This window comes from Flavobacterium sp. N502536 (assembly GCF_025947345.1).
Taxonomy (GTDB): domain Bacteria; phylum Bacteroidota; class Bacteroidia; order Flavobacteriales; family Flavobacteriaceae; genus Flavobacterium.
Window position 1 is genome coordinate 2,292,854 of the sequence record NZ_CP110011.1, and the last position, 21,246, is coordinate 2,314,099.

13 protein-coding genes are annotated in these 21,246 nt (G+C 37.3%); 7 read left to right on the top strand and 6 right to left on the bottom strand.

All coding sequences use genetic code 11. The annotated features are described in order from the left end of the window. Nucleotides 1-174 precede the first annotated feature (174 nt). On the bottom strand, nt 175-2,295 hold the full coding sequence (locus OLM61_RS10090; RefSeq protein ID WP_264526214.1) for an outer membrane beta-barrel family protein: 2,121 nt from the start codon (nt 2,293-2,295) through the stop codon (nt 175-177). A 503-nt stretch (nt 2,296-2,798) separates the two neighbouring features. Next, entirely contained in the window at nt 2,799-3,695 is an 897-nt protein-coding gene (gldA, locus tag OLM61_RS10095; RefSeq protein ID WP_264526215.1) for a gliding motility-associated ABC transporter ATP-binding subunit GldA, read from the bottom strand. A 144-nt stretch (nt 3,696-3,839) separates the two neighbouring features. Between gldA and OLM61_RS10100 the strand changes: the two genes are divergently transcribed. Both OLM61_RS10100 and OLM61_RS10105 read left to right on the top strand, forming a co-directional pair. Further along, complete coding sequence (locus OLM61_RS10100; protein WP_264526216.1) at nt 3,840-4,418, top strand: porin family protein; 579 nt, start codon at nt 3,840-3,842, stop codon at nt 4,416-4,418. A 201-nt stretch (nt 4,419-4,619) separates the two neighbouring features. After that, a complete protein-coding gene (locus OLM61_RS10105) occupies nt 4,620-5,204 on the top strand; it encodes a porin family protein (protein ID WP_264526217.1) in 585 nt (194 codons plus the stop codon). A 293-nt stretch (nt 5,205-5,497) separates the two neighbouring features. Here the strand turns inward: OLM61_RS10105 and metE are convergent, their stop codons facing one another. Next, complete coding sequence (gene metE, locus OLM61_RS10110) at nt 5,498-7,822, bottom strand: 5-methyltetrahydropteroyltriglutamate--homocysteine S-methyltransferase (RefSeq protein WP_264526218.1); 2,325 nt, start codon at nt 7,820-7,822, stop codon at nt 5,498-5,500. A gap of 157 nt (nt 7,823-7,979) precedes the next feature. Here metE and OLM61_RS10115 point away from each other — a divergent pair, with 157 nt between their 5' ends. Continuing rightward, nucleotides 7,980-8,441 carry an Lrp/AsnC family transcriptional regulator gene (locus OLM61_RS10115; RefSeq protein ID WP_089477889.1) on the top strand — a complete coding sequence of 154 codons (462 nt, stop codon included), beginning with the start codon at nt 7,980-7,982 and terminating at the stop codon, nt 8,439-8,441. Nucleotides 8,442-8,710: 269 nt separating this feature from the next. Then, on the top strand, nt 8,711-10,057 hold the full coding sequence (locus tag OLM61_RS10120; protein ID WP_264526219.1) for a deoxyguanosinetriphosphate triphosphohydrolase: 1,347 nt from the start codon (nt 8,711-8,713) through the stop codon (nt 10,055-10,057). A 4-nt stretch (nt 10,058-10,061) separates the two neighbouring features. Here OLM61_RS10120 and OLM61_RS10125 read toward each other — a convergent pair whose 3' ends face one another. After that, entirely contained in the window at nt 10,062-11,063 is a 1,002-nt protein-coding gene (locus OLM61_RS10125; protein WP_264526220.1) for a DUF3078 domain-containing protein, read from the bottom strand. 32 nt (nt 11,064-11,095) lie between these two features. Further along, nucleotides 11,096-12,883 (bottom strand): 1-deoxy-D-xylulose-5-phosphate synthase, encoded by a 1,788-nt coding sequence (locus tag OLM61_RS10130; RefSeq protein WP_264526221.1) that lies wholly within the window; start codon nt 12,881-12,883, stop codon nt 11,096-11,098. A 163-nt stretch (nt 12,884-13,046) separates the two neighbouring features. On the opposite strand from OLM61_RS10130, the gene OLM61_RS10135 reads away from it, so the two are divergent. Together OLM61_RS10135 and OLM61_RS10140 are read left to right on the top strand one after the other, a co-directional pair. Continuing rightward, on the top strand, nt 13,047-14,159 hold the full coding sequence (locus OLM61_RS10135; protein ID WP_264526222.1) for a Fic family protein: 1,113 nt from the start codon (nt 13,047-13,049) through the stop codon (nt 14,157-14,159). Nucleotides 14,160-14,239: 80 nt separating this feature from the next. Then, nucleotides 14,240-14,683 carry a nucleoside deaminase gene (locus OLM61_RS10140; RefSeq protein ID WP_173964272.1) on the top strand — a complete coding sequence of 148 codons (444 nt, stop codon included), beginning with the start codon at nt 14,240-14,242 and terminating at the stop codon, nt 14,681-14,683. On the opposite strand, the gene OLM61_RS10145 is transcribed toward OLM61_RS10140, so the two are convergent. After that, complete coding sequence (locus tag OLM61_RS10145; RefSeq protein WP_264526223.1) at nt 14,684-15,217, bottom strand: hypothetical protein; 534 nt, start codon at nt 15,215-15,217, stop codon at nt 14,684-14,686. 229 nt (nt 15,218-15,446) lie between these two features. Here OLM61_RS10145 and OLM61_RS10150 point away from each other — a divergent pair, with 229 nt between their 5' ends. After that, on the top strand, nt 15,447-21,122 hold the full coding sequence (locus OLM61_RS10150; protein WP_264526224.1) for an alpha-2-macroglobulin family protein: 5,676 nt from the start codon (nt 15,447-15,449) through the stop codon (nt 21,120-21,122). Nucleotides 21,123-21,246: the final 124 nt, after the last annotated feature.

A 21,246-nucleotide genomic window follows, 5' to 3' on the forward strand; every position in this document is an offset into this window, starting at 1 on the left:
TAATCCCAGCAAGATGTTAAGCGCCAGAAGATTAAACTTTGCGTCTCTGGGGCTTTGCGAGCAAAAATACTATGCTTTACGGTTAACCCCACAAACAAAAAGAGCCTGCTAACTACAAACAGGCTCTTTCATTCAAAAAAAAAACAAAAACAAGGAAACTAAAGATCCAAAATATTAAATTCTGTATGTAAAGGCTATAGTGGCAATACGATTGTCAAGATCGTATCTTTTATTGATGCTCGTTTGCGCTATAACCGAATTGATGTGAAAATTATTAGTATTAAAAATGTCTGTAATATTAAGTTTGATATTTCCTTTTTTAGCCAGCACCTGTTTTGAAATACCAATACTAAAATCAAAAAAAGCATCTCTTTCATAAATCCCAAGATTAGATTTTGATTGGTACTGTGCATTGGCTTCGGCTTTCCAGCTTTCGGTGATCGTAAAGGAATTCTGAACACTTAGATTTAAAGTAACAATTGGGTCAATTTTATCCGTATTCACTACATTCCCCATAAACCTGTTTTCGAAAATATTGAAAAGGGTATTCACCGACCACCATTTGTAAATTTCGGCTGTATTGGTAATGTTTGCGCCATAATTGTATGATTTGGCCACATTAATTTGAGAGGTCACCGTAGTGTTATTGGCAGGATTGTAATCGTAAACCTCTGTAAAAACATCTTTGGTTTTGCTGAAATACAACGAAGCCATAAAAGCACTTTTCCAGGCATATCCAATTTCTGTTGAATGTGTAATCTCAGGAACCAGATTCGGATTTCCCTGTGAATAGTTGAACGAATCGTCATAAAAACGAAACGGATTTAAATCAAACTGACTTGGTCTGTTGATTCTTTTACTATAGGAGGCATGCAAAGAATGATCGTTGCTTAACTCATATTTCAAAGAAACACTGGGAAACCATTTTAAATAATCGTCTTTGTGTTCTTCATTTAAAGTCTTCTGTAAAATATTTATGGCCGTATATTCGGTTCTTAGACCTCCCTGAATATTGAAATTCTCCAGTTGGTATTTATAATTGGCGTAAGCGGCATAAATTTGCTCTTTGTATTCAAAATGATTGGTTGAATTAGCATCAACGATCCATTGATTGTTGTCGTAATACTCATAAACCGATGGATTGTCATTGTTTTTCACACTGGCTTTAACTCCCCATTCGATAGATTGTTTTTCTTTTAACGGATTGACGAAATCAATTTTTCCGGTAAAAACACTCAACTGCGACGGAATAAAACCTCTGCGGTCGTTAACTGCTACAGCTGCAGGATTGGTGTTTTTGGCACTCTGAAACTGATTTGATCTGAACTTTGATGTTTCATATTCAAAATCAAAAGACATGTTTTTTCCTTCGGTATTAAACTTGTGAACGCCGGAGAAACCATAGGTATAATCGTTCCATTTTTCTTTGCTGTCATTGTAGGTAAAGGCATCAAATTGTACCTGATCTAAGGCATTCAGCAAGGTATTTTTACCATTGGCAATGTTTTCATAACGGCCCAGTTTTGCATCCACATACACTTCTAAATTGGTTTTGGGTGAAACCTCATAAGTGGTACCAATCTTAAAATTATTAGAAGTCAGTGGTTCATCGGTAACCGAAGTCTGATGGTTTTTTGTCGAAATAGTTTGACGGGTATTGTCTGTATATTGAATCTGATCGAATTCTTTGCGTTCTTCTTCCCCTCTGAAAGTGTAACTGTAATTTCCGTAAACGCCAAACTTATCTTTGTTGTAACTCAGGTTTACGCCCGAATTTGTTCGGTTTTTACGGCCTCTTCCATAGTTGGTAAACACCGTTCCTTTAAGTCCGCCTGCATTGGGTTTTTTTAGAACAATATTAATAATTCCGGCTTTTCCGGTAGCGTCGTATTTTGAAGAAGGATTGGTAATCACTTCAATTTGTTTGATATTGGATGAGGTGGTTGACTTTAGGTAATTGGCCAGTTCTTTTTGCGAAAGCTGCGTTAGTTTGCCATTAATCATTACCCCGACACCCTGTTGTCCGCGAATCGATAATTCTCCGTCCTGAGACACTACAACGCCAGGAGCGCGTGATAAAACGTCTAAAGCAGTACCGCCTTCAGAAACAATGCTGTTTTCGACATTAAAAACCAATCGATCTGATTTTTGAGTATATAAAACTTTCTTTTTTGTGATTACAATTTCATCTAATGCATTGATCGAGGTTTCGACGATGCTGTCTCTTCCTTTTTCTGTCTGCGAGTATCCGTAGACTGAAAATGCGAGTACAATAGATGTTATAATATGCTTCATGATGTTTGTAATATTTTATGCGATAGGGGATTTAAAGTAATTTGTTTATCTGGCGTATAAGCAGAAAGTTGCTATTCTCTGGCAGCTGTGCTCTATTGTAGAACGAGCTGTTCGAGTTTGTCAGAAAGCATATCTTGAAGAAGTGACAAACGGTTTGATAACTTGAAAACGGTCGTTTTTATAGGGAGGAGTATGGAAAACATGGGATGTTATTTGAAGTTTCAGTTGTCAAATATAACACTATTTATAATAAGTCTAAATAAATATAGTTAAAATTTGTGACAAATATTTTAACTCCTTGATTTTTAAGGGTTTTTATTTTTGCAAAAAAGTGGAAAATTGAAAATAAGGAGGTGAAATCGATGCTGAAACCAGTAAAAACAAGGCTTCATGGATTTTGAAAAAAAAGGAAGAAGCGAGGCGGAGTAAAAAAAAGAAAACCAATTTATCCCGAGGCGGAATAAATTGGTTTTAGCTTTAAAAAGAAGCGGAGTTCCGAGGGTTTATTTTGTAATTTCCCTAAAAACGGCTTCGAGGTTTTTATTTTTCTGATTCAGCTGTAGTGTCTTTAATCCATTTGCATTGGCAAAATCAAAAATAGCCGGACGCATATCTTTGTCAGCCACAAAAGTAAGCTCCCAGGTCATATCATGTGTGTTTTTATAAGCCGTAATGTTTTCCAGTTTTGCCAAAAGCTGTTCTTCGATCTGATAATCAAATTCAACCTCAATTACTTGTGCTTTATCTTCAGAAACCAGGTGGTCTAATTTTTTGTCGGCCACAATTTGCCCTCTGTCAATAATAATGACACGGTCGCAAATGGCTTCAACTTCCTGCATAATATGTGTAGACAGAAAAACGGTTTTATTTTTCCCTACATTTTTGATTACGTTTCGAATTTCCATCAACTGATTGGGATCCAGTCCAGTAGTAGGTTCATCCAGAATCAGAACCTCCGGATCGTGCAGTAAAGCATTGGCAAGTCCCACACGCTGGCGGTATCCTTTAGACAATTGTCCTATTTTTTTATGGCTTTCACCTGACAGTCCTGTCAGTTGAATGACTTCTTCGATTCTTGATTTTGGAACCTGATAAACATCGGCATTAAAAGCCAAATACTCACGAACATACAAATCCAAATACAACGGATTGTGTTCGGGTAAATAGCCAATAGAACGTTGAACTGCTTTCGCGTCCGTCATGACATCATGACCGTTTACAAGGGCTGAGCCGTTATCTGACAACAAATAGGTGGTCAAAATTTTCATTAATGTAGATTTTCCTGCTCCGTTTGGACCAAGAAATCCGACGATTTCTCCTTTTTCAATAGAGAATGAAATTTCGTTTAGCGCTTTTTGAGTTCCGTAACTTTTTGATATGTTGTTTACTGCTATCGACATGACTTTTTATTTGCTACAAAAGTAAACAGAAATACGCTCGATTGCTACATTTTTATCTTTTAAAGAAATCATAAAAAAAATATAAAAGCCAGTCGTTGCGGCATCGTTCTTGTTAAATGGAAATCAAATTTAAAATAATTTATAATGAAAAAAATGTTGGTGGTTCTTGCATTAGCTATGGTTAGCTTTGCAAACGCACAAAAAGGAACAATCTTAGTTGGTGGTGGTATTGGTTACACTTCTCAAACCAGAACTTTAGGAAACAATGAGGTTAAAACGAATGAATTTGATTTTTCTCCAAAAGTAGGTTACCAATTTCACGACAACTGGACTGTAGGGGGTGAGGCTTCTTTTGGTTCAAGTAAAGAAGATCGTGGAGTAAACGAAATTAAAAACAACACTACTAAATTAGGTGCATTTTTACGTTACACTATTCCTTTGAATCCAACTTTCTCTTTCTTCGCTGAATTAGGAACTGGTTTTCAAAGTGCAAAAGATAAAACGTACACTGGACCAATTACTTCAACTGCAAAAGCAGATGGTATGTACATTGGTGTAACACCAGCTCTTTTTATCGACATGAAAAAAGGTTTTGGTTTAAACTTTAACATTGGTGGTTTAGGGTACAACACTTTAAACTATGATAACAATGGACCAGAAGTTAAAAACTTCAACTTTAATTTTGGTAGAACATTTAACATTGGAGTTTCTAAAAACTTCTAGTCTTAAATGATATTCAATTTCAGAAAAGCATCCGCCGCGGCGGATGCTTTTTTTGTTTCAATGAAAAGCAGATTCTAAAGGGTGTGTTTTTTTAGTGGTTTAAAATACTGAAAGTTAGGTGTTTGTGTTTTTAGTTTAGAATGGTTAAAAATAACGGCATTGTTGTTGTGAAATATGATTAAATTTTAAACAATAACAACTATGAAAAAAATGTTACTTATTCTTGCACTAACGATGTTTAGTTTTGCAAATGCTCAAAAAGGCTCTGTTTTGGTTATGGGAAGTGTTGAATACAATCATCAGACAAATTCTTATCCCGATGGAGATAATAAACAAAGTCAATTTTCTTTTTCTCCAAAAGTAGGTTATCAGTTTCATCAAAATTGGACAGCAGGTATTGAATCGGCTGTAGGAATTTATCAAAGTAAAAATGAAGATTTTTTAGTGGGAAAAACAAAAAATTTTTCTCTGGGAGGATTTGTTCGCTACACTAAACCATTAAATCAGACTTTTTCATTTTATACCGACTTGGGAGTAGGTTTTCAAAATCGTAAAGATAGTTTCCAGAGACAGGCAAATATTATTACCACCGAAAAAGGAGATGGCGTTTATGCGACTGTAACTCCGGCTCTGTTTATTAATGTTCATAATGGTTTTGGTCTGAACTTTAATATTGGGGGATTAGGATATAACAGTCTGAATTATAGTAATGGAGAAAGAGATTTTAAAAACTTTAATTTCAGTTTAGGAAAAGCTTTTTCTATAGGGATCTCAAAGAATTTCTAATCTTACAATGATATTCTATTTAAGAAAAGCATCCGCCGCAGCGGATGCTTTTTTTTATTGCCTATCTTATGAAAAGTAAAATTTGTCGTTTAGCCCCGATAGAAGTGCTATCCTTTTGTGGCGTGGTTCGCCATAAAAGATATAACGGATAGCGGGACTGAAGGTCTTTTGAAAAAAAATCTTCTGCTGCTAAAAAAAAAATGCCAACAGTAGCGAAGTCGAAAAAAATCATAACTACAAGAGTTTCGACTCCGCCGGTTGGCAGTAAAAAAACAAAATATATTCAAATAAAATTAAAAAGTAGCGGTGTTTTCAACGGCTGCTCTCATTTCCTGGGCTGCAGCAACCATCTCGATTAAAGCCTTTTTGGTTTCATCCCAATGACGGGTTTTTAAACCGCAATCCGGGTTTACCCACAATTGATCTGTTGGAATAACCGCAGCTGCTTTTTCTAACAAACGAACCATTTCGGTACTTGAAGGCACACGTGGGGAGTGAATGTCATAAACTCCGGGGCCAATTTCGTTTGGATATTTAAAGTTGGCAAAAGCATCTAAAAGTTCCATTTGAGAGCGCGAGCATTCGATCGTAATCACATCGGCATCCATATCGGCGATATTCTGAATAATGTCATTGAACTCGCTGTAGCACATGTGGGTGTGAATTTGTGTATCGTCGTTAACACCACTTGCAGAAATACGGAATGCTTTTACGGCCCAATCCAGATAGTTGGCCCATTCTTCTTTTCGCAAAGGCAAACCTTCACGAATGGCAGGCTCGTCAATCTGAATGATTTTGATTCCGGCTTTTTCCAGATCGACTACTTCATCGCGAATCGCTAAAGCAATTTGTGTGCAGGTTACCGAACGCGGCTGATCGTTACGTACAAAAGACCATTGTAAAATAGTAACCGGCCCGGTAAGCATTCCTTTAACCCATTTCGGAGTCAGGGATTGTGCATATTTAGACCATTTTACCGTCATAGGATTTGGTCTTGAAACATCGCCGTAAATAACCGGAGGTTTCACACAACGGCTTCCGTAACTTTGCACCCAGCCATTTTTAGTAAAAGTAAAACCGGACAATTGTTCTCCAAAATATTCCACCATATCATTACGTTCGAATTCTCCGTGAACCAGAACGTCAATTCCTGTTTCTTCCTGAAAATGAATTGTAGCTTCGGTCTCTTTTTCGATTAAATCATTGTATTGTTCGGTCGTTAACTCCCCTTTTTTAAATTTCGCTCTCCAGCTTCTCACTTCAGCGGTTTGAGGAAAAGATCCAATCGTTGTGGTTGGAAATAAAGGCAGGTTTAAAGCTTCGATCTGACTTTTTCTGCGGGTTGCAAAAGTGCTTTTACGCTTGTCATCTGAAGCTGTAATTCCGGCAACACGTGTTTTAACTTCGTTATTGTGAATTAATGTTGACGTTTTGCGATTGTTATTGGCGATCACATTTTGTTCATAATCTGCTGAGTTTTTAATGTCAGTTTCATTAGAAGCAAATTGTTTCAATATCACAATTTCGTTGATTTTTTGTTTGGCAAAAGCAAGCCATTGTTTGATTTCAGGAGTCAGCGTTGCATCATTTGTTTCTAAATCTAAATCGCAGGGACTGTGAATTAAAGAGCAGGATGGCGCAATCAGAATTCGGTTTGCACCCAATGCATCAGTGGCTTTTTTTATCAGTTGTAAAGAGTTACTGAAATCGTTTTTCCAGATGTTTCTTCCGTCAACTACACCTAAAGAAAGATTGGTGTTGGAAGCCAGCTGACCTGATTCTAAAATATCGTCTAATTGAGAAGGACAACGCACTAAATCTAAATGAAAGGTATCCACCGGCAAAGCCAAAGCGGTGCTTAGGTTTTCTCCAAAACAATCAAAATAGTTGGCCAGAACGATTTTAATTTGAGGGAAATTTTGATGGATTTCGTTGTACACTTTTGTGAAGGTGCTTCTTTCTTTATCGGTTAAGTTTAACGCCAGGAAAGGTTCATCAAGTTGAATGTATTCGACATTTTCTTCTTGCAGTTTTTTGAAAATTTCGAAATACACAGGAAGCAGTTTGTCAATCAGGTCAATACGGTGAAAACCTTCTTCTTTTTCTTTTCCTAAAAGCAAGTAAGAGATAGGTCCTATCAAAACAGGTTTAGTAGCAATTTTTAAAGCATTAGCTTCTTTGAATTCAGTAATGATCTTTTCAGAAAACAATTCGAATTTTTGATTCTTCGTAAATTCAGGAACAATATAATGGTAGTTGGTATCGAACCATTTTGTCATTTCCATAGCCACAACATCCTGACCGTCTTTTTGTGCCCCTCTTGCCATAGCAAAATACAGGTCGATAGAACTGTTTGTTTTTGCCAGTTCGTGGTAGCGTTCCGGAATTGCACCAACCGTTAAAGTCAGATCCAGAACCTGATCATAAAACGAAAAGTCATTAGACGGAATCAAATCTACTCCGGCTTCCGATTGTAAATACCAGTTTTTGCGACGAATGTCTCTTCCGGTTTCGATTAACTCGTCTGCCGAGATTTTCCCTGCCCAGTACAATTCACAGGCTTTTTTTAATTCTCTGTTGCTACCAATTCTTGGGTATCCTAAATTATTTGTTTTCATTTTTGATTCAGTATTTTTTACTGTGCAAATTTATTGTATTGGATTTTATAACTTATATTTGAGCTGTATTTAAGTAAAATGTCTTTTAAAATCTGTTTTTAAAAGATTATATTACTGATAAAATCTTGTAAGAAGAACTTTAGCCGTAAAAAATACTATGGAAAACTTAGACAAAACCGATTTATTGATTCTGAAATACCTTCAGGAAAACTCCAATATCAATACAAAAGATCTTGCCAGCAAATTATTTCTAACCGTAACGCCCGTTTATGAGCGTATAAAAAGGCTGGAGCGTGACGGATATATTACCAAATATGTGGCCTTGCTGGACAAGAAGAAAATGAATCGCGGGATGATTGTTTTTTGCAATGTGCGTTTAAAAGAGCATGCTAAAAATGTAGGAAGTAATTTTGTGAAAGATATCGTGGCTCTTCCTGAAATTATAGAGTGTTATAATATTGCCGGCGATTACGATTTTATGCTCAAAATTCTGGTTCAGGACATGGCCAGTTATCAGGATTTTGTAATGAACAAACTATCGACAATCGAAAACATCGGAAATACCAACAGTATTTTTGTGATGGGAGAAATCAAACACAGTACAGCATTGGAGTTTTGATGCTAGTGGCTTAGTTTTGCCACAGATTACACAGATTATAATGATTTTTTTACAATTGATTCTTGGATTTTTTGCCACGAATTCCACGAATTATCACAAAGTATTGCGGTTAGATTCATTCGTGAATTCGTGGCGAACAAAAGCATTTAATCTTTTCAATTAAATTATTCTGTGGCCTATTTTTCTTCAATATTATCCTAAAATAAAACGTATTTTTGACGTTTAGATCCAAAAGTCTAAAATCAACAATCTGAAATCTAAAATTGAAAATGAACTGGGAACAACTTTTATCACTCAAGCGCCAAGGCGACACTAGCAAGAGATTACGTGTAGAACAAGACGATACGCGACTGGGGTTTGAGGTTGATTACGACCGAATTATTTTTTCGGCAGCTTTTCGCTCTTTACAGGATAAAACTCAGGTAATTCCGCTTTCAAAAACAGATTTCGTGCACACCAGGTTAACACATAGTTTGGAAGTTTCGGTGGTAGGACGCTCTCTTGGACGTTTGGTTGGAAAAAAAATCATTGAAAAATATCCTCATTTAAAAGAAGTTCACGGCTACCATATGAACGATTTTGGGGCCATTGTGGCAGCAGCTTCTCTGGCGCATGATATTGGGAATCCCCCTTTTGGACATTCGGGAGAAAAAGCAATTGGCGAATATTTTTCGATAGGAAAAGGATTGAAATACAAAGAGCAGTTGACGGCAAAACAATGGCAGGATTTAATTGATTTTGAAGGGAATGCCAACGGTTTTTCGGTTCTTACGGCAAGTCGCCCAGGAATCGAGGGCGGACTTCGTATTTCGTATGCTACACTGGGTGCGTTTATGAAATATCCGAAAGAAAGTTTGCCTAAAAAACCAACGCAGAATATCGCCGATAAAAAATACGGTTTCTTTCAGACCGACAAATCATTTTTTGAAGAAGTAGCCAATGATATGGGCATGATTGTCAACAAATCCGGAGACGATATTGGTTTTGAGAGACATCCTTTGGCCTATTTGGTCGAAGCGGCTGACGACATTTGTTATACCATTATCGATTTTGAAGATGGAATAAATCTGGGATTAGTTTCGGAGGATTATGCGCTGGAATATTTAATCAAACTGGTAAAAGACAATATCGGAGTAGCCAAATACAAGACTTTAACAACAAAAGAAGACCGAATTAGTTATTTACGTGCCTTGGCTATCGGAACCCTGATTAATGATGCTGTGAATGTTTTTGTTGAAAATGAAGAGGCTATTCTGCAGGGTAAATTTCCTTTTGCCTTAACGGATAAAAGTAAATACAAAGCACAAATGGATGATATTATCAAACTAAGTGTCGATAAAATCTACCAAAGCCGCGAAGTGGTTGAAAAAGAAATTGTAGGCTATCAGATTATCCAGACCTTACTGGACAAGTTTATAACCGCTTTTAACAATAAATACGAAGGAACAGCTTCAAACTATGACAAACTGCTTTTGAAAATGCTGCCTGAAAAACACCATTTAGAGAAAACCAATTTATACGAACGTTTGCTGCATATTTGCCACTACGTTTCTTTGTTAACCGACGGGAATGCCCTTGAATTGTTTGAAACAATCAACGGAAGAAAAAATAAATAATATGCTATTGAAAAGCATAAACCAGACCCACGCCTAAGACTTGTCTTAGCTGGGCTCTTGGTCCGTTGTTCACCTGTGAGGTTGTTCCGGTAGCAGGATCCCAAACGTCTATTTTGGTTTTGATATCGTCGTCATAAACCAGGTGTACACCAATATTGGCTTTTACATAAGCATTTACCACAAGGTCCAGACGGGTATCATAATCGATGTCGACATTTCCAAATTTGTTCAGATAATCGGTGTACAAACTCAGCCTGTTTTCGTAAAAAATATTTTTGTAAATCTCGGTTTTCATGTATCCGGTAAGCAGAATACCAAACTCGGCTTTAACCTTCTGTCCGTTTTCTAGTAAAATCTTAGAATTTGGATCCATAGGGTCTACCATATAAGTCGCTTTTCGAACCCCAAAGGCTCCCTGATTGGCTAAGGCCTGATCCAGAACCAAAGTAGTTTTTAAGGTTATTGGAGAGAAGTAAAGCGTTCTGTTTTTCTTTTTATTAGAGTTTTCAGCTCCGGCTCCAAGAAAGACATAAGCAGGTGCGAAAGGTCTGGAGATCGCAACATCCTTATTTGGGTAATTGTATCCGTCGGTAAATTGCGTATTGAAGTTGAATTTTGCCGAATAATACCAATTGGAGATGGTATCTTTTCTAAAACCGTAAGTCGAGTTGAATAAAATAGCATCATCGGTTTTTCGGAGTTCGGTACCGTCTTGCTGGTTTAAACCGTATTTTATAATAAGTTCATTCGCCCATTTGTGGTTTCCTCTAACGTAAGTTCGGTTAAATTCGCCTTTAAAAAGTCCTGAAATCGAACTTGTTCCCCCTGCACTCCAGTTTACAAAAGCAATCTCAGAAATGTCAAAACCCAATTGATTTTTTTTTGTCCAGTTTGACGGTGGAGCAGGTAATTCACCCGGGTCTAAAGTCGTTTGGATGATTTGGGCAAAGTTATTTGAAGTACACAAAAGCAACAAAAGCAAAAGGGTAGAACGCAATAATTTCATTGTGATTTTTATTTTTTGACAGCGCAAAATAATTATTTTGTGTCGTTTGAAAAAAGATTTACCAAACTTTTAACGTCAATTTTACACAATTGTTGTAACTGATTTACTGTTCCGTGCTCGATAAACTTGTCGGGAACACCTAAAACTTCGATAGTATTTTTGAAATTGTTTGAGGCTGCAAACTCTAAAATGGCACTTCCAAAACCACCATTTATAGCACCATCTTCGATCGTAATGATCCTCTCAAAACTTGAAAAAACATCATTTAAAATATTGATATTTAATGGTTTAATGAAAGGAAAGTCGTAGTGGGCGATGGTGTCGGAATTGGAACATTCGCTTAGTGCTGCGGTTACATTATTTCCAATTGTTCCGGTGGATAAAACGGCTGTTTTTGTTCCTGTTTTTAAGCAGGTCGCTGCACCAATTTCAATTTTTTTGTAATGTCCGAAATTTTCTACTTCCCAATTTGGTAAAACGCCACGGCCTCTTGGATATCGAATGGCAATGGGATGATTTAATCCTAACTGAGCGGTGTATAAAATATTTTGTAAAGCAATTTCATTGAGAGGAGCATAAATAATAATGTTCGGAATAGCGCGTAAATAGGCAATGTCAAAAACACCGTGATGTGTCGCACCATCTTCGCCTACCAAGCCTGCTCGGTCCAGACAAAAAATAACAGGGAGGTTTTGCAGTGCAACATCGTGAATGACCTGATCGTAAGCGCGCTGTAAAAAAGTCGAATAAATATTGCAATACACAATCATACCCTGTGTAACCATTCCTGCCGCAAGTGTTACGGCATGTTGTTCGGCTATTCCCACATCAAAAGCACGTTCCGGAATCTCGTCCATCATAAATTTAAGCGAACTTCCGGAGGGCATTGCAGGAGTGATTCCGATAATCTTTTCGTTCTTTCTGGCTAAATCTAAAATAGTCAGACCAAAAACATCCTGATATTTGGGGGCTAAGTTTTCTTCTGATTTTGAATAAAGCTCTCCGGTCGAAGCATCAAACTTTCCGGGTGCATGGTACTTTACCTGATTTTCTTCGGCTTGCTGTAAACCTTTTCCTTTTGTGGTAACAATGTGCAGGAACTTTGGGCCCTTTATTTTTTTTAAGCGATGGAGTTCTTTGATTAATGCCGGAAGATCATGACCGTCAATCGGACCCGAATAATCAAAGTTTAACGATTTGATGATGTTATTCTGCTTTGGATTTTTCCCGTTTTTAACGGCTGTTAAATATTTTTTCAAAGCACCCACACTCGGATCAATTCCGATAGCATTATCATTTAAAATCACCAAAAGATTAGCATCTGTAACCCCGGCATGATTTAAACCTTCAAAAGCCATCCCCGAAGCAATTGACGCATCGCCAATTACAGCAACATGCTGTTTGTCGAAATCGCCCTTTAGTTTTGAGGCAATGGCCATTCCAAGTGCCGCCGAGATAGAAGTAGAGGAGTGCCCTACACCAAAAGTATCGTAAATACTCTCGCTCCTTTTTGGAAAACCGGAAATACCTTCCAGTTGCCTGTTGGTATGAAAAATGGCTCTTCTCTCTGTCAAAATTTTATGACCGTAAGCCTGATGGCCAACATCCCAAACCAATAAATCGTCGGGCGTATTAAACACATAATGCAGCGCGATAGTCAATTCGATTACACCCAGACTGGATCCTAAATGCCCTTCTTTGACCGAAACAACATCAATAATAAAATCGCGTAATTCTTGTGCGACCTGAGTAAGTTGCGCTTCGGGTAACAAGCGTAAATCGGCGGGATTGTGTATGTTGGAGAGTAAGTTGCTTTTCATTGTAAGGTAAAAAGCAAATTTACGGTTTTAAATTTAATTATTGTTTTTTGAATGTTTAACGCGAACCTTAAATAGATGGTTTTTATAGAAATGAGGCAATTAAAAGCGTTAATTGCCTCAAAAAATCGCTATATTTGAGGCGATTAATTTTATTTATTGCCTCATGAGCTACAATTGGCAGTTACCGGACTGGGAAAAATTCGCATATGATGATACTGTAATAGATTCATTATGTGTTGAATTTGCATTTGAAACAGGAGAGGTAAAAGGACTTGTCGATTCCTTGTCAACGATAATTCAGCAGGAAACTATTTTACAATTTATGATTTCAGAAGCGATCAAAACTTCTGAAATAGAAGGTGAATTTTTTAGCAGGGAAGATATAATGTCTTCTATTAAGAAAAATTTAGGGATAACCGGTGTTTTTGATTCTATTCGAAATAAAAATGCACAGGCAATTGGAAAGCTGATGGTCACAATAAGGAATGCCTATTCAGATAAACTAACGGAATTTTCGATAAAGCAATGGCATGGCATTTTGATGGAATATTCAAAACATATTAGTCCTGGAAATTACAGATCCGGAGAAGAACCGATGCAAATTATTTCGGGTAGTTATGGTAGAGAAACGGTTCATTTTGAGGCGCCTCCATCCAAACAGGTTCCTGATGAAATGAAAAAATTCATTCAATGGTACAATGCTTTTGAAGTCAAAGCCACGGATTTTAAAAAAGCACTAATTAAAACAGCTATTGCACATTTGTATTTTGAAAGCATTCATCCGTTTGAAGATGGAAATGGAAGAATTGGAAGGGCTATTGCTGAAAAATGTCTTTCGGAATCTTTAAATCGACCTGTTTTAATGAGTATTTCAAGTGCGATTGAGAAAAATAAAAAAAAGTACTACCAATCTTTAAAAGAAGCTCAAAGCACTATGGAGATTACAGATTGGATTTTTTATTTCTCTAATTTGATTTTAGACGCTCAAAAAAATGCGAAACAAATTATACTTTTTACATTAAGTAAAAGCAAATTTATGGACGAGTTTAAGGATAAAATGAATGAGAGACAGACAAAAGTTGTTTTGAAAATGTTCGAAAAAGGAACTTCCGGTTTTGTGGGCGGGATGACGGCAATAAAATACATTTCGATTGCTAAAACTTCAAGAGCAACTGCAACAAGAGATTTACAGGATTTGACAGAAAAGAAGATTTTGATGCCAAGAGGAGAAGGCCGAAATCGTTCGTATGATTTGAACCTGGTTATCAAAAAATAAGTAAAAGCTTCACCTTATATTAGCGCTTTCTTGACTTTAACTCAGGGGAAATTATTTCAAAAAAACCTATTTTTGCACTTATGATAAATCCCTTCACCGACGAATATTTTATGAAAAAAGCTTTGCAGGAAGCTGAAATGGCTTTTGATAAAGGCGAAATTCCTGTTGGAGCAATCATTGTAGTTGCCGATAAAATCATTGCAAGAAGTCACAATTTAACCGAATTGCTTAACGATGTTACGGCTCATGCCGAAATGCAGGCCATAACCGCTGCGGCCAACTTTTTAGGCGGAAAATATCTCAAAGACTGCACTTTATATGTTACCCTCGAACCTTGTCAGATGTGTGCGGGAGCTTTGTACTGGAGTCAGATTTCAAAAATTGTTTTTGGTGCACGTGATGAGCAACGTGGTTTTATGACCATGGGAACCAAATTGCACCCAAAAACGACCGTAGTTTCAGGAATCATGGCCAATGAAGCCGCCGATTTAATGAAACGTTTTTTTGTGGAGAGACGTAAGTAATTAGAATAAATATCCTCCAAGGTAAACACATATAAACATCATAAAGCAATTAAAGCAGATGATATTATAAAACATATTTTCGGAGAAGCCTTTTTTTGAAAGTAGTATTTTTGTACTTATCCCTATTGAAATAAGGAGAATAAGACAAGCGTAGAATTGAATCCCATTAATGCTAAAGCCACTTGAAAGAAGATCGGTGTAGTTTCTTGTTTTGGATTTTATTTTTGTTACAAATTTAAATAGTAAGGAAGTTTCAATTTCAATATTATTTTCTTCAATGTATTCTTTTGTAGTAGAAAAAGTAAATCCTTTATGTGTAAAATAATGATAAGAAACTTTTTGTCCGGATTTTCCTGAAGTTCGAACAAAGTACTTAGTTATTGTATCATTAGTTTTTGAAGAGGGTAAAATATAATAGTCTGCAAAAGCAATTAAAATCAAAAATGAAATTATCCCCAGCAGATATATAATGATATTTTTATTTTTAATGATAAATTCATTTTCCGTAGAATAACTGTTGGAGTTGCGGGACATTTTTTTTACGTATTAAGATATATGAAATATAGTGTTTTTGTAATAACTTTTTTTGAATTTTCAACAAAAGTTAAATAATTCACTCTGCTGAATTTTCCTCTTAAAAGATTTAGAAAAATACATTATATTTATGCAATATAATTGACAAACCACTAGTTAATCATAGAGCGGTTAAAGCTAAAACATGCTGTCAATTTCCAAATTCATAAACCTGTAATTCTAAATTAAAGTGAAAGTAAAAGGACTATTTCTCGCGTTTTTTGTGTTTTTTATTTTTCAATCCTGCGGCAGAAAATCAGCTGCCGATTTCAATTCCGATTTTTCATTATTCAAAGAGTACATTGTCAGTTTTACGGGAGGAATCGTCTCTTCGGAATCTGACATTAGAGTCGTTTTGGCTTTTGATAAAAAGGAATGGAAAGTCAATCAGGAATTAGACGACGATTTATTTGATATTTCGCCAAATGTCCGTGGAAAAGTAGTGGCGCTTTCGACCAATACGATTGCTTTTATTCCGGAGAAAAAATTAGAAGCAGGAACAGAATATCAGGTGACCTTAAACTTAGACAAGCTCATCACTATTCCGAAAGAGAAGGAGGAGACACTTTCGAAATTCAACTTCACAGTCAAAACAATCAAGCAGGATTTCACCATCAATACGATGGATATTCAATCGTACAGTAAAGATTACCAGTATCTGAACTGCGTTCTAAAAACGGCAGACAATATGGATATCGAAACGGCTAAAAAATTAATTACGGCCCGTCAGAATGGAAGTGATCTTAAAATTAAATTCGAAAAAAAATCAGGCTCAGCCAAAGAATTCAATTTTAAAATTGACAGTATTCAACGCTATTTAGAAGCTTCGAATCTGGAAATCGCATACGATGGCGGTGATTTTGATATCGACCAGAAAGGGCAATTGGATTATGCCGTTACGGGTTTAAAAGAATTTAAAATTGTAAAAGTTGATATTCCCGAGGGAAGCAATCAGTCCGTTGTAATTAATTTTTCGGAGCCCTTAGAAAAAGGCCAGGATTTTAAAGGATTGGTTTCGATTCAGAATACCAACAATCTCAAGTTTTCGACTCAGGGAAACCTGCTGAAAGTATATTTTAGCAATACAGCACCGGAGAAAAAAGAAGTGCCAGTGCCGGTAGCGGTAGAAGAAAGCGCAGCTATAGCTGTTGATTCTGCAGCTGTTGTGGTCGATTCTGCAGCGGTAGCGACCGATAGTGCCGTGGTGGTAGTTCAGGAAGAGGAAGCTAGTCCGGAGCCGGAACCCGTTTTATCGGGGGAATTGCTGCTTGAAGTTTTTCAGGGAATTGAAAGCCAGTACGGCAAAAAGATGGACGCAAATTATACCGAAAAAATCAATTTTGACCAGATAAAACCGAACGTTAGATTTGTTAAAAACGGAACCATCCTGCCAAGTTCAAACAATCTGAAACTGAATTTTGAAGCGGTAAATTTAAGTGCTGTAGATGTAAAAGTGTATAAAATTTATAAAAATAACATTCTTCAGTTTCTGCAGTACAATGAGCTGAACGGAAGTCAGAATCTCAAGAAAGTGGCGCAGCCGGTGGCGAAAACCACACTGAATTTAATTGAGAGCAAACTGATAAATCCGGCGAAGTGGAACACCTTTGCTTTGGATTTGTCTAAAATAATTACGCCTGAACCGGGAGCTATTTATCGCGTAGAATTTGTTTACAAAAAGAAATATTCACTGTACAAATGTGAAACGTCTGAAGGAGATTCAGAAGGCGAAGAGGAAGAAGAGGTAGATGAAGATGATGTAAACTACAGTGGCAATTCGTACGATGATTACTATTATGACGATTATGACTGGCGAGAAAGTCAGGACCCTTGTTCAGGATCTTACTATTATAATGCCCGAATTGCGACCAATATTTTAGCAACAGATTTAGGAGTTATAGCCAAAAGAGGTGAAAATAAATCGTACTTATTTGCCGTAAATAATATTGTAACCACAGAACCTGTTTCGAACGCAAGAGTGGATTTGTACACCTTTCAACAGCAAAAAATTGCGACTGCGGCTACGAGCAGCGAAGGGATTGCTTCGTTTCAGCTCAATAAATTTGCCTATTTCGCTATCGTTACTTTGGGGGATCAATCGACTTATGTGAAACTGGATGACGGATATTCGTTATCGGTAAGTAACTTTGATGTTGCAGGGGAGACTTTGCAAAAAGGGTTAAAAGGGTTTATCTATGGAGAGCGTGGCGTTTGGCGTCCGGGAGACAATGTGTATTTGTCCTTTATCTTAAACGATGCGTCGAATAAACTTCCGAAATCACATCCAATTAAATTGCGACTGAACGATCCGAATGGTAAAACGACCTATCAGACCATTCAGAAAACAAATGACCTGAATCATTATAGTTTTATAGTTCCAACAAGTGCCGATGCGCCAACCGGAAACTGGGAAGCAATGATAAGTGTGGGAGGTGCTAAGTTTTACAAAAGCATAAAAATAGAAACGATCAAACCGAACCGTTTAAAAATCAAGAATACGTTCTCCAGAAAAACACTATCGTCCTCTTATCCTAACAACAGCAATCTTGAAGTGACCTGGCTTCATGGTGCCATTGCAAAAAATCTGAATGTAGAAATGCAGGCGAAATTTTCGCAGCAAACAACTACTTTTAAAGGCTATGAGAAATTTAATTTTGACGATCTGGTACGCCAGTTCAGCACGGAAGAGATCAATGTTTTCTCCGGAAAATTAAACGAGAGTGGAAGAGCTTCAGTTCCTATTCAGCCAAAACTGCAAGGACAGGCTCCGGGAATGCTTCGCGCTTCATTTATTACAAAAGTATATGAAGAAGGAGGCGATTTCAGTACCGATGTTATTTCGACGACCTATTCACCTTACAAAACCTACGTAGGGATAAAAGCACCGGAACCTAATAAATACGGAATGCTGGAAACCGGAAAGAACAACCGTTTTGATATTGTTACCGTGGATGAAAACGGAAGACCAAAATCAGTTCGAAATCTGGAAGTAAAAGTGTTTAAAGTAGACTGGCGTTGGTGGTGGGATGCTTCCAGCGATAATCTCTCGAATTATAATTCATCAAATGCGACTACCTCTTATAAAACCCTTGTGATCGATACCGATTCCAGAGGGAAAGGAAGTATTGATCTTTCTTTAAGCGATGAAGAATGGGGACGCTATTTAATACGTGTTGCGGATAATACCGATGGACATGCAACTGCTTTAACGGTAAATATTGACTGGCCAGTCTGGTCTGGAAAAACCCGTAACAGAGATGCGTCTACAGCCAATATGTTGGTATTCTCTACCGATAAGAAAAATTATGCGGTAGGCGAAAAAGCGCAAATTTCGTTCCCGTCAAGTGAAGGCGGTCGTGCTTTGATTTCGATTGAAAACGGATCAAAAGTGGTACAGACCATCTGGGCCAAATCAAAACAGGGCGAAACCAAAGTGGAAGTTCCAATTACAGCAGCGATGGCGCCAAACGTATATTTTAATATCACACTTTTACAGCCTCATGCTTCGACTAAAAACGACTCGCCTATTCGTATGTACGGAATCGTTCCGATCGAAGTAGTAGATAAAAACACCATTTTAGCACCAACCCTTTCCATGCCGGATGTTTTAAAACCGGAGCAGACTTTTACGGTAAAAGTGGGAGAGAAAACCGGTAAAGAAATGACCTATACGATTGCAGTTGTAGATGAAGGACTTCTGGATTTAACCCGTTTTAAAACACCAAATGCCTGGGATAGTTTTTACGTTCGTGAAGCTTTAGGAGTTAAAACCTGGGATATTTACGATGATGTAATCGGAGCCTATGGCGGAAAAATAAATCAAATCTTCAGTATTGGTGGAGATCAGGATTTAGGCGGTGGAAAAGCCAAAAAAGCCAACCGATTTAAACCTGTAGTGTTGTATTACGGACCGTTTAAATTAGAAAAAGGCCAGACAAAAGCACATCAGTTAAAATTGCCAAAATACATAGGTTCTGTTCGAACCATGGTTGTGGCGGGTGATGCCAGTACAAGTGCTTATGGAAGTGTAGAAAAAGCAACTCCGGTTAAAAGTCCGTTGATGGTATTGGCTTCGTTGCCAAGAAAAATATCGCCTTCAGAAAAAGTGACTCTTCCGGTTACTGTTTTTGCGACCGAAAAAAATATTAAAAGAGTAACTCTTCAGCTTAAAACGAGCAACGGATTAAAAGTAATGGGAAGTGCTGCCCAAAGTCTGAATTTTACACAGCCTGATGAAAAGATGGCGTATTTTAATCTGGTAGTGGGTTCTGCTACCGGAATTGCTAAAGTTCAGGTAATTGCGACCTCCGGAAAAGAAAGATCGGTTTATGATGTAGAGATCGATATGACCAATCCTAATCCGGTTACAAATACCTATACCGATGTTGTTTTACCTCCAAACAGTACCAAAACAATTACATGGAAAACCTTTGGAGTTTCAGGAAGTAATAAAGCCAGATTGGAAGTTTCGTCAATGCCAACTATCAATTTGAATGGAAGATTGCAATACCTTATTCAGTATCCGCATGGCTGTGTAGAGCAAACTACTTCGTCTGTTTTTCCACAGTTGTTTTTAAGTGATATTGTCGATTTGGACAATACCCGAAAAGGAATCATTCAGAAAAACATCACTGCCGGAATTACCAAATTAGGAAGCTTTCAATTGCCGTCTGGTGGCTTGTCGTATTGGCAGGGAAATACAACCGCCGATGATTGGGGATCTTCATATGCCGGACATTTCCTGATTGAAGCAGAGAAAAAAGGGTATGTTTTACCAATTAACTTCAAATCAAAATGGATTTCATACCAGCAAAAAGAAGCCAAACAATGGCGTTTTGAAGCGAAGTATGGCAATGATCTTGCTCAGGCCTATAGGTTGTATACATTAGCGCTGGCAGGCAATGCCGATTTGTCTTCGATGAACAGATTGCGTGAAACGAAAGGGATTTCAAACGAAAGTAAGCTTCGTCTGGCAGCTGCGTATGTTTTGGCCGGGCAGAAATCAGCTGGACAAAATTTATTATTACATGCCAGTATCGACAATGAATCTAATGAGTATAATTATTACTACTATGGTTCAAGCGAAAGAAACAGAGCAATGGCTTTAGAAACGATGCTTCTTTTAGGGCAAACGCAAAAAGCATTCACTATGGCTTCAAAACTGGCAAAAGAAATGTCGACAAACCAATGGATGAGCACACAAACAACAGCGTATTGCCTGTATGCGATGTCTAAATTTGCGGCAAGTAACGGGCCAAAAGGGATCAACCTTCAGTTCAGTAAAAACGGAAAAGGTGAAACCATAAACACGCAAAAGACAATCGCTGACAGAAGTTTAGTTGTTCAGGCAGGTGCGAATAGTGTGGTTTTAAAGAATCTTAAAAACAACACCGTTTATGTTCGTGTTTTAAATACCGGAATATTACCAATAGGACAGGAAAATGCAATTCAGAGTGATGTTTCGGCCAATATTATTTTCAAAAACAGAAAAGGCAGTGTCATTAATGTTTCGAAAATAAGTCAGGGAACCGAGTTTGTTGCAGAAGTTACGGTAAGAAATCAAAGAAATGAAAGCGTTCAGAATGTGGCATTATCGCAAATTTTGCCTTCAGGATTCGAAATCGTTAATACCCGTTTCACCGACTACGGTGATGCAACAAATAATATCGCAGATTATATTGACATTCGCGACGACAGAACCAATTTCTATTTTGGAATGAAAGCCAGAGAAACCAAAGTATTCCGAATTTTGTTAAACGCATCGTATTTAGGAAATTATTATTTACCGGGATTACAGTGCGAAGCCATGTACGACAATACATTCCTGGCCAGAACAAAAGGGTTCTGGGTTGAGGTTGTGAAATAGAAAATAAAATGGTCCACGGGTTTTACGGATTAAGCGGATGTTTACGGGTTAAATTTAATTCAGTCTAATCCAATAAAGAAGATCTGTGCGAACCTGTTTAATCCGTAAAACCCGTGGGCTAAAA

Coding starts and splice junctions, on each gene's coding strand:
- OLM61_RS10145 (WP_264526223.1), bottom strand. CDS start 15,217: ATGTCCCGCAACTCCAACAGTTATTCTACGGAAAATGAATTTATCATT.
- OLM61_RS10115 (WP_089477889.1), top strand. CDS start 7,980: ATGGAAAACTTAGACAAAACCGATTTATTGATTCTGAAATACCTTCAG.
- OLM61_RS10100 (WP_264526216.1), top strand. CDS start 3,840: ATGAAAAAAATGTTGGTGGTTCTTGCATTAGCTATGGTTAGCTTTGCA.
- gldA (WP_264526215.1), bottom strand. CDS start 3,695: ATGTCGATAGCAGTAAACAACATATCAAAAAGTTACGGAACTCAAAAA.
- OLM61_RS10105 (WP_264526217.1), top strand. CDS start 4,620: ATGAAAAAAATGTTACTTATTCTTGCACTAACGATGTTTAGTTTTGCA.
- OLM61_RS10140 (WP_173964272.1), top strand. CDS start 14,240: ATGATAAATCCCTTCACCGACGAATATTTTATGAAAAAAGCTTTGCAG.
- OLM61_RS10125 (WP_264526220.1), bottom strand. CDS start 11,063: ATGAAATTATTGCGTTCTACCCTTTTGCTTTTGTTGCTTTTGTGTACT.
- OLM61_RS10090 (WP_264526214.1), bottom strand. CDS start 2,295: ATGAAGCATATTATAACATCTATTGTACTCGCATTTTCAGTCTACGGA.
- OLM61_RS10135 (WP_264526222.1), top strand. CDS start 13,047: ATGAGCTACAATTGGCAGTTACCGGACTGGGAAAAATTCGCATATGAT.
- OLM61_RS10130 (WP_264526221.1), bottom strand. CDS start 12,883: ATGAAAAGCAACTTACTCTCCAACATACACAATCCCGCCGATTTACGC.
- metE (WP_264526218.1), bottom strand. CDS start 7,822: ATGAAAACAAATAATTTAGGATACCCAAGAATTGGTAGCAACAGAGAA.
- OLM61_RS10120 (WP_264526219.1), top strand. CDS start 8,711: ATGAACTGGGAACAACTTTTATCACTCAAGCGCCAAGGCGACACTAGC.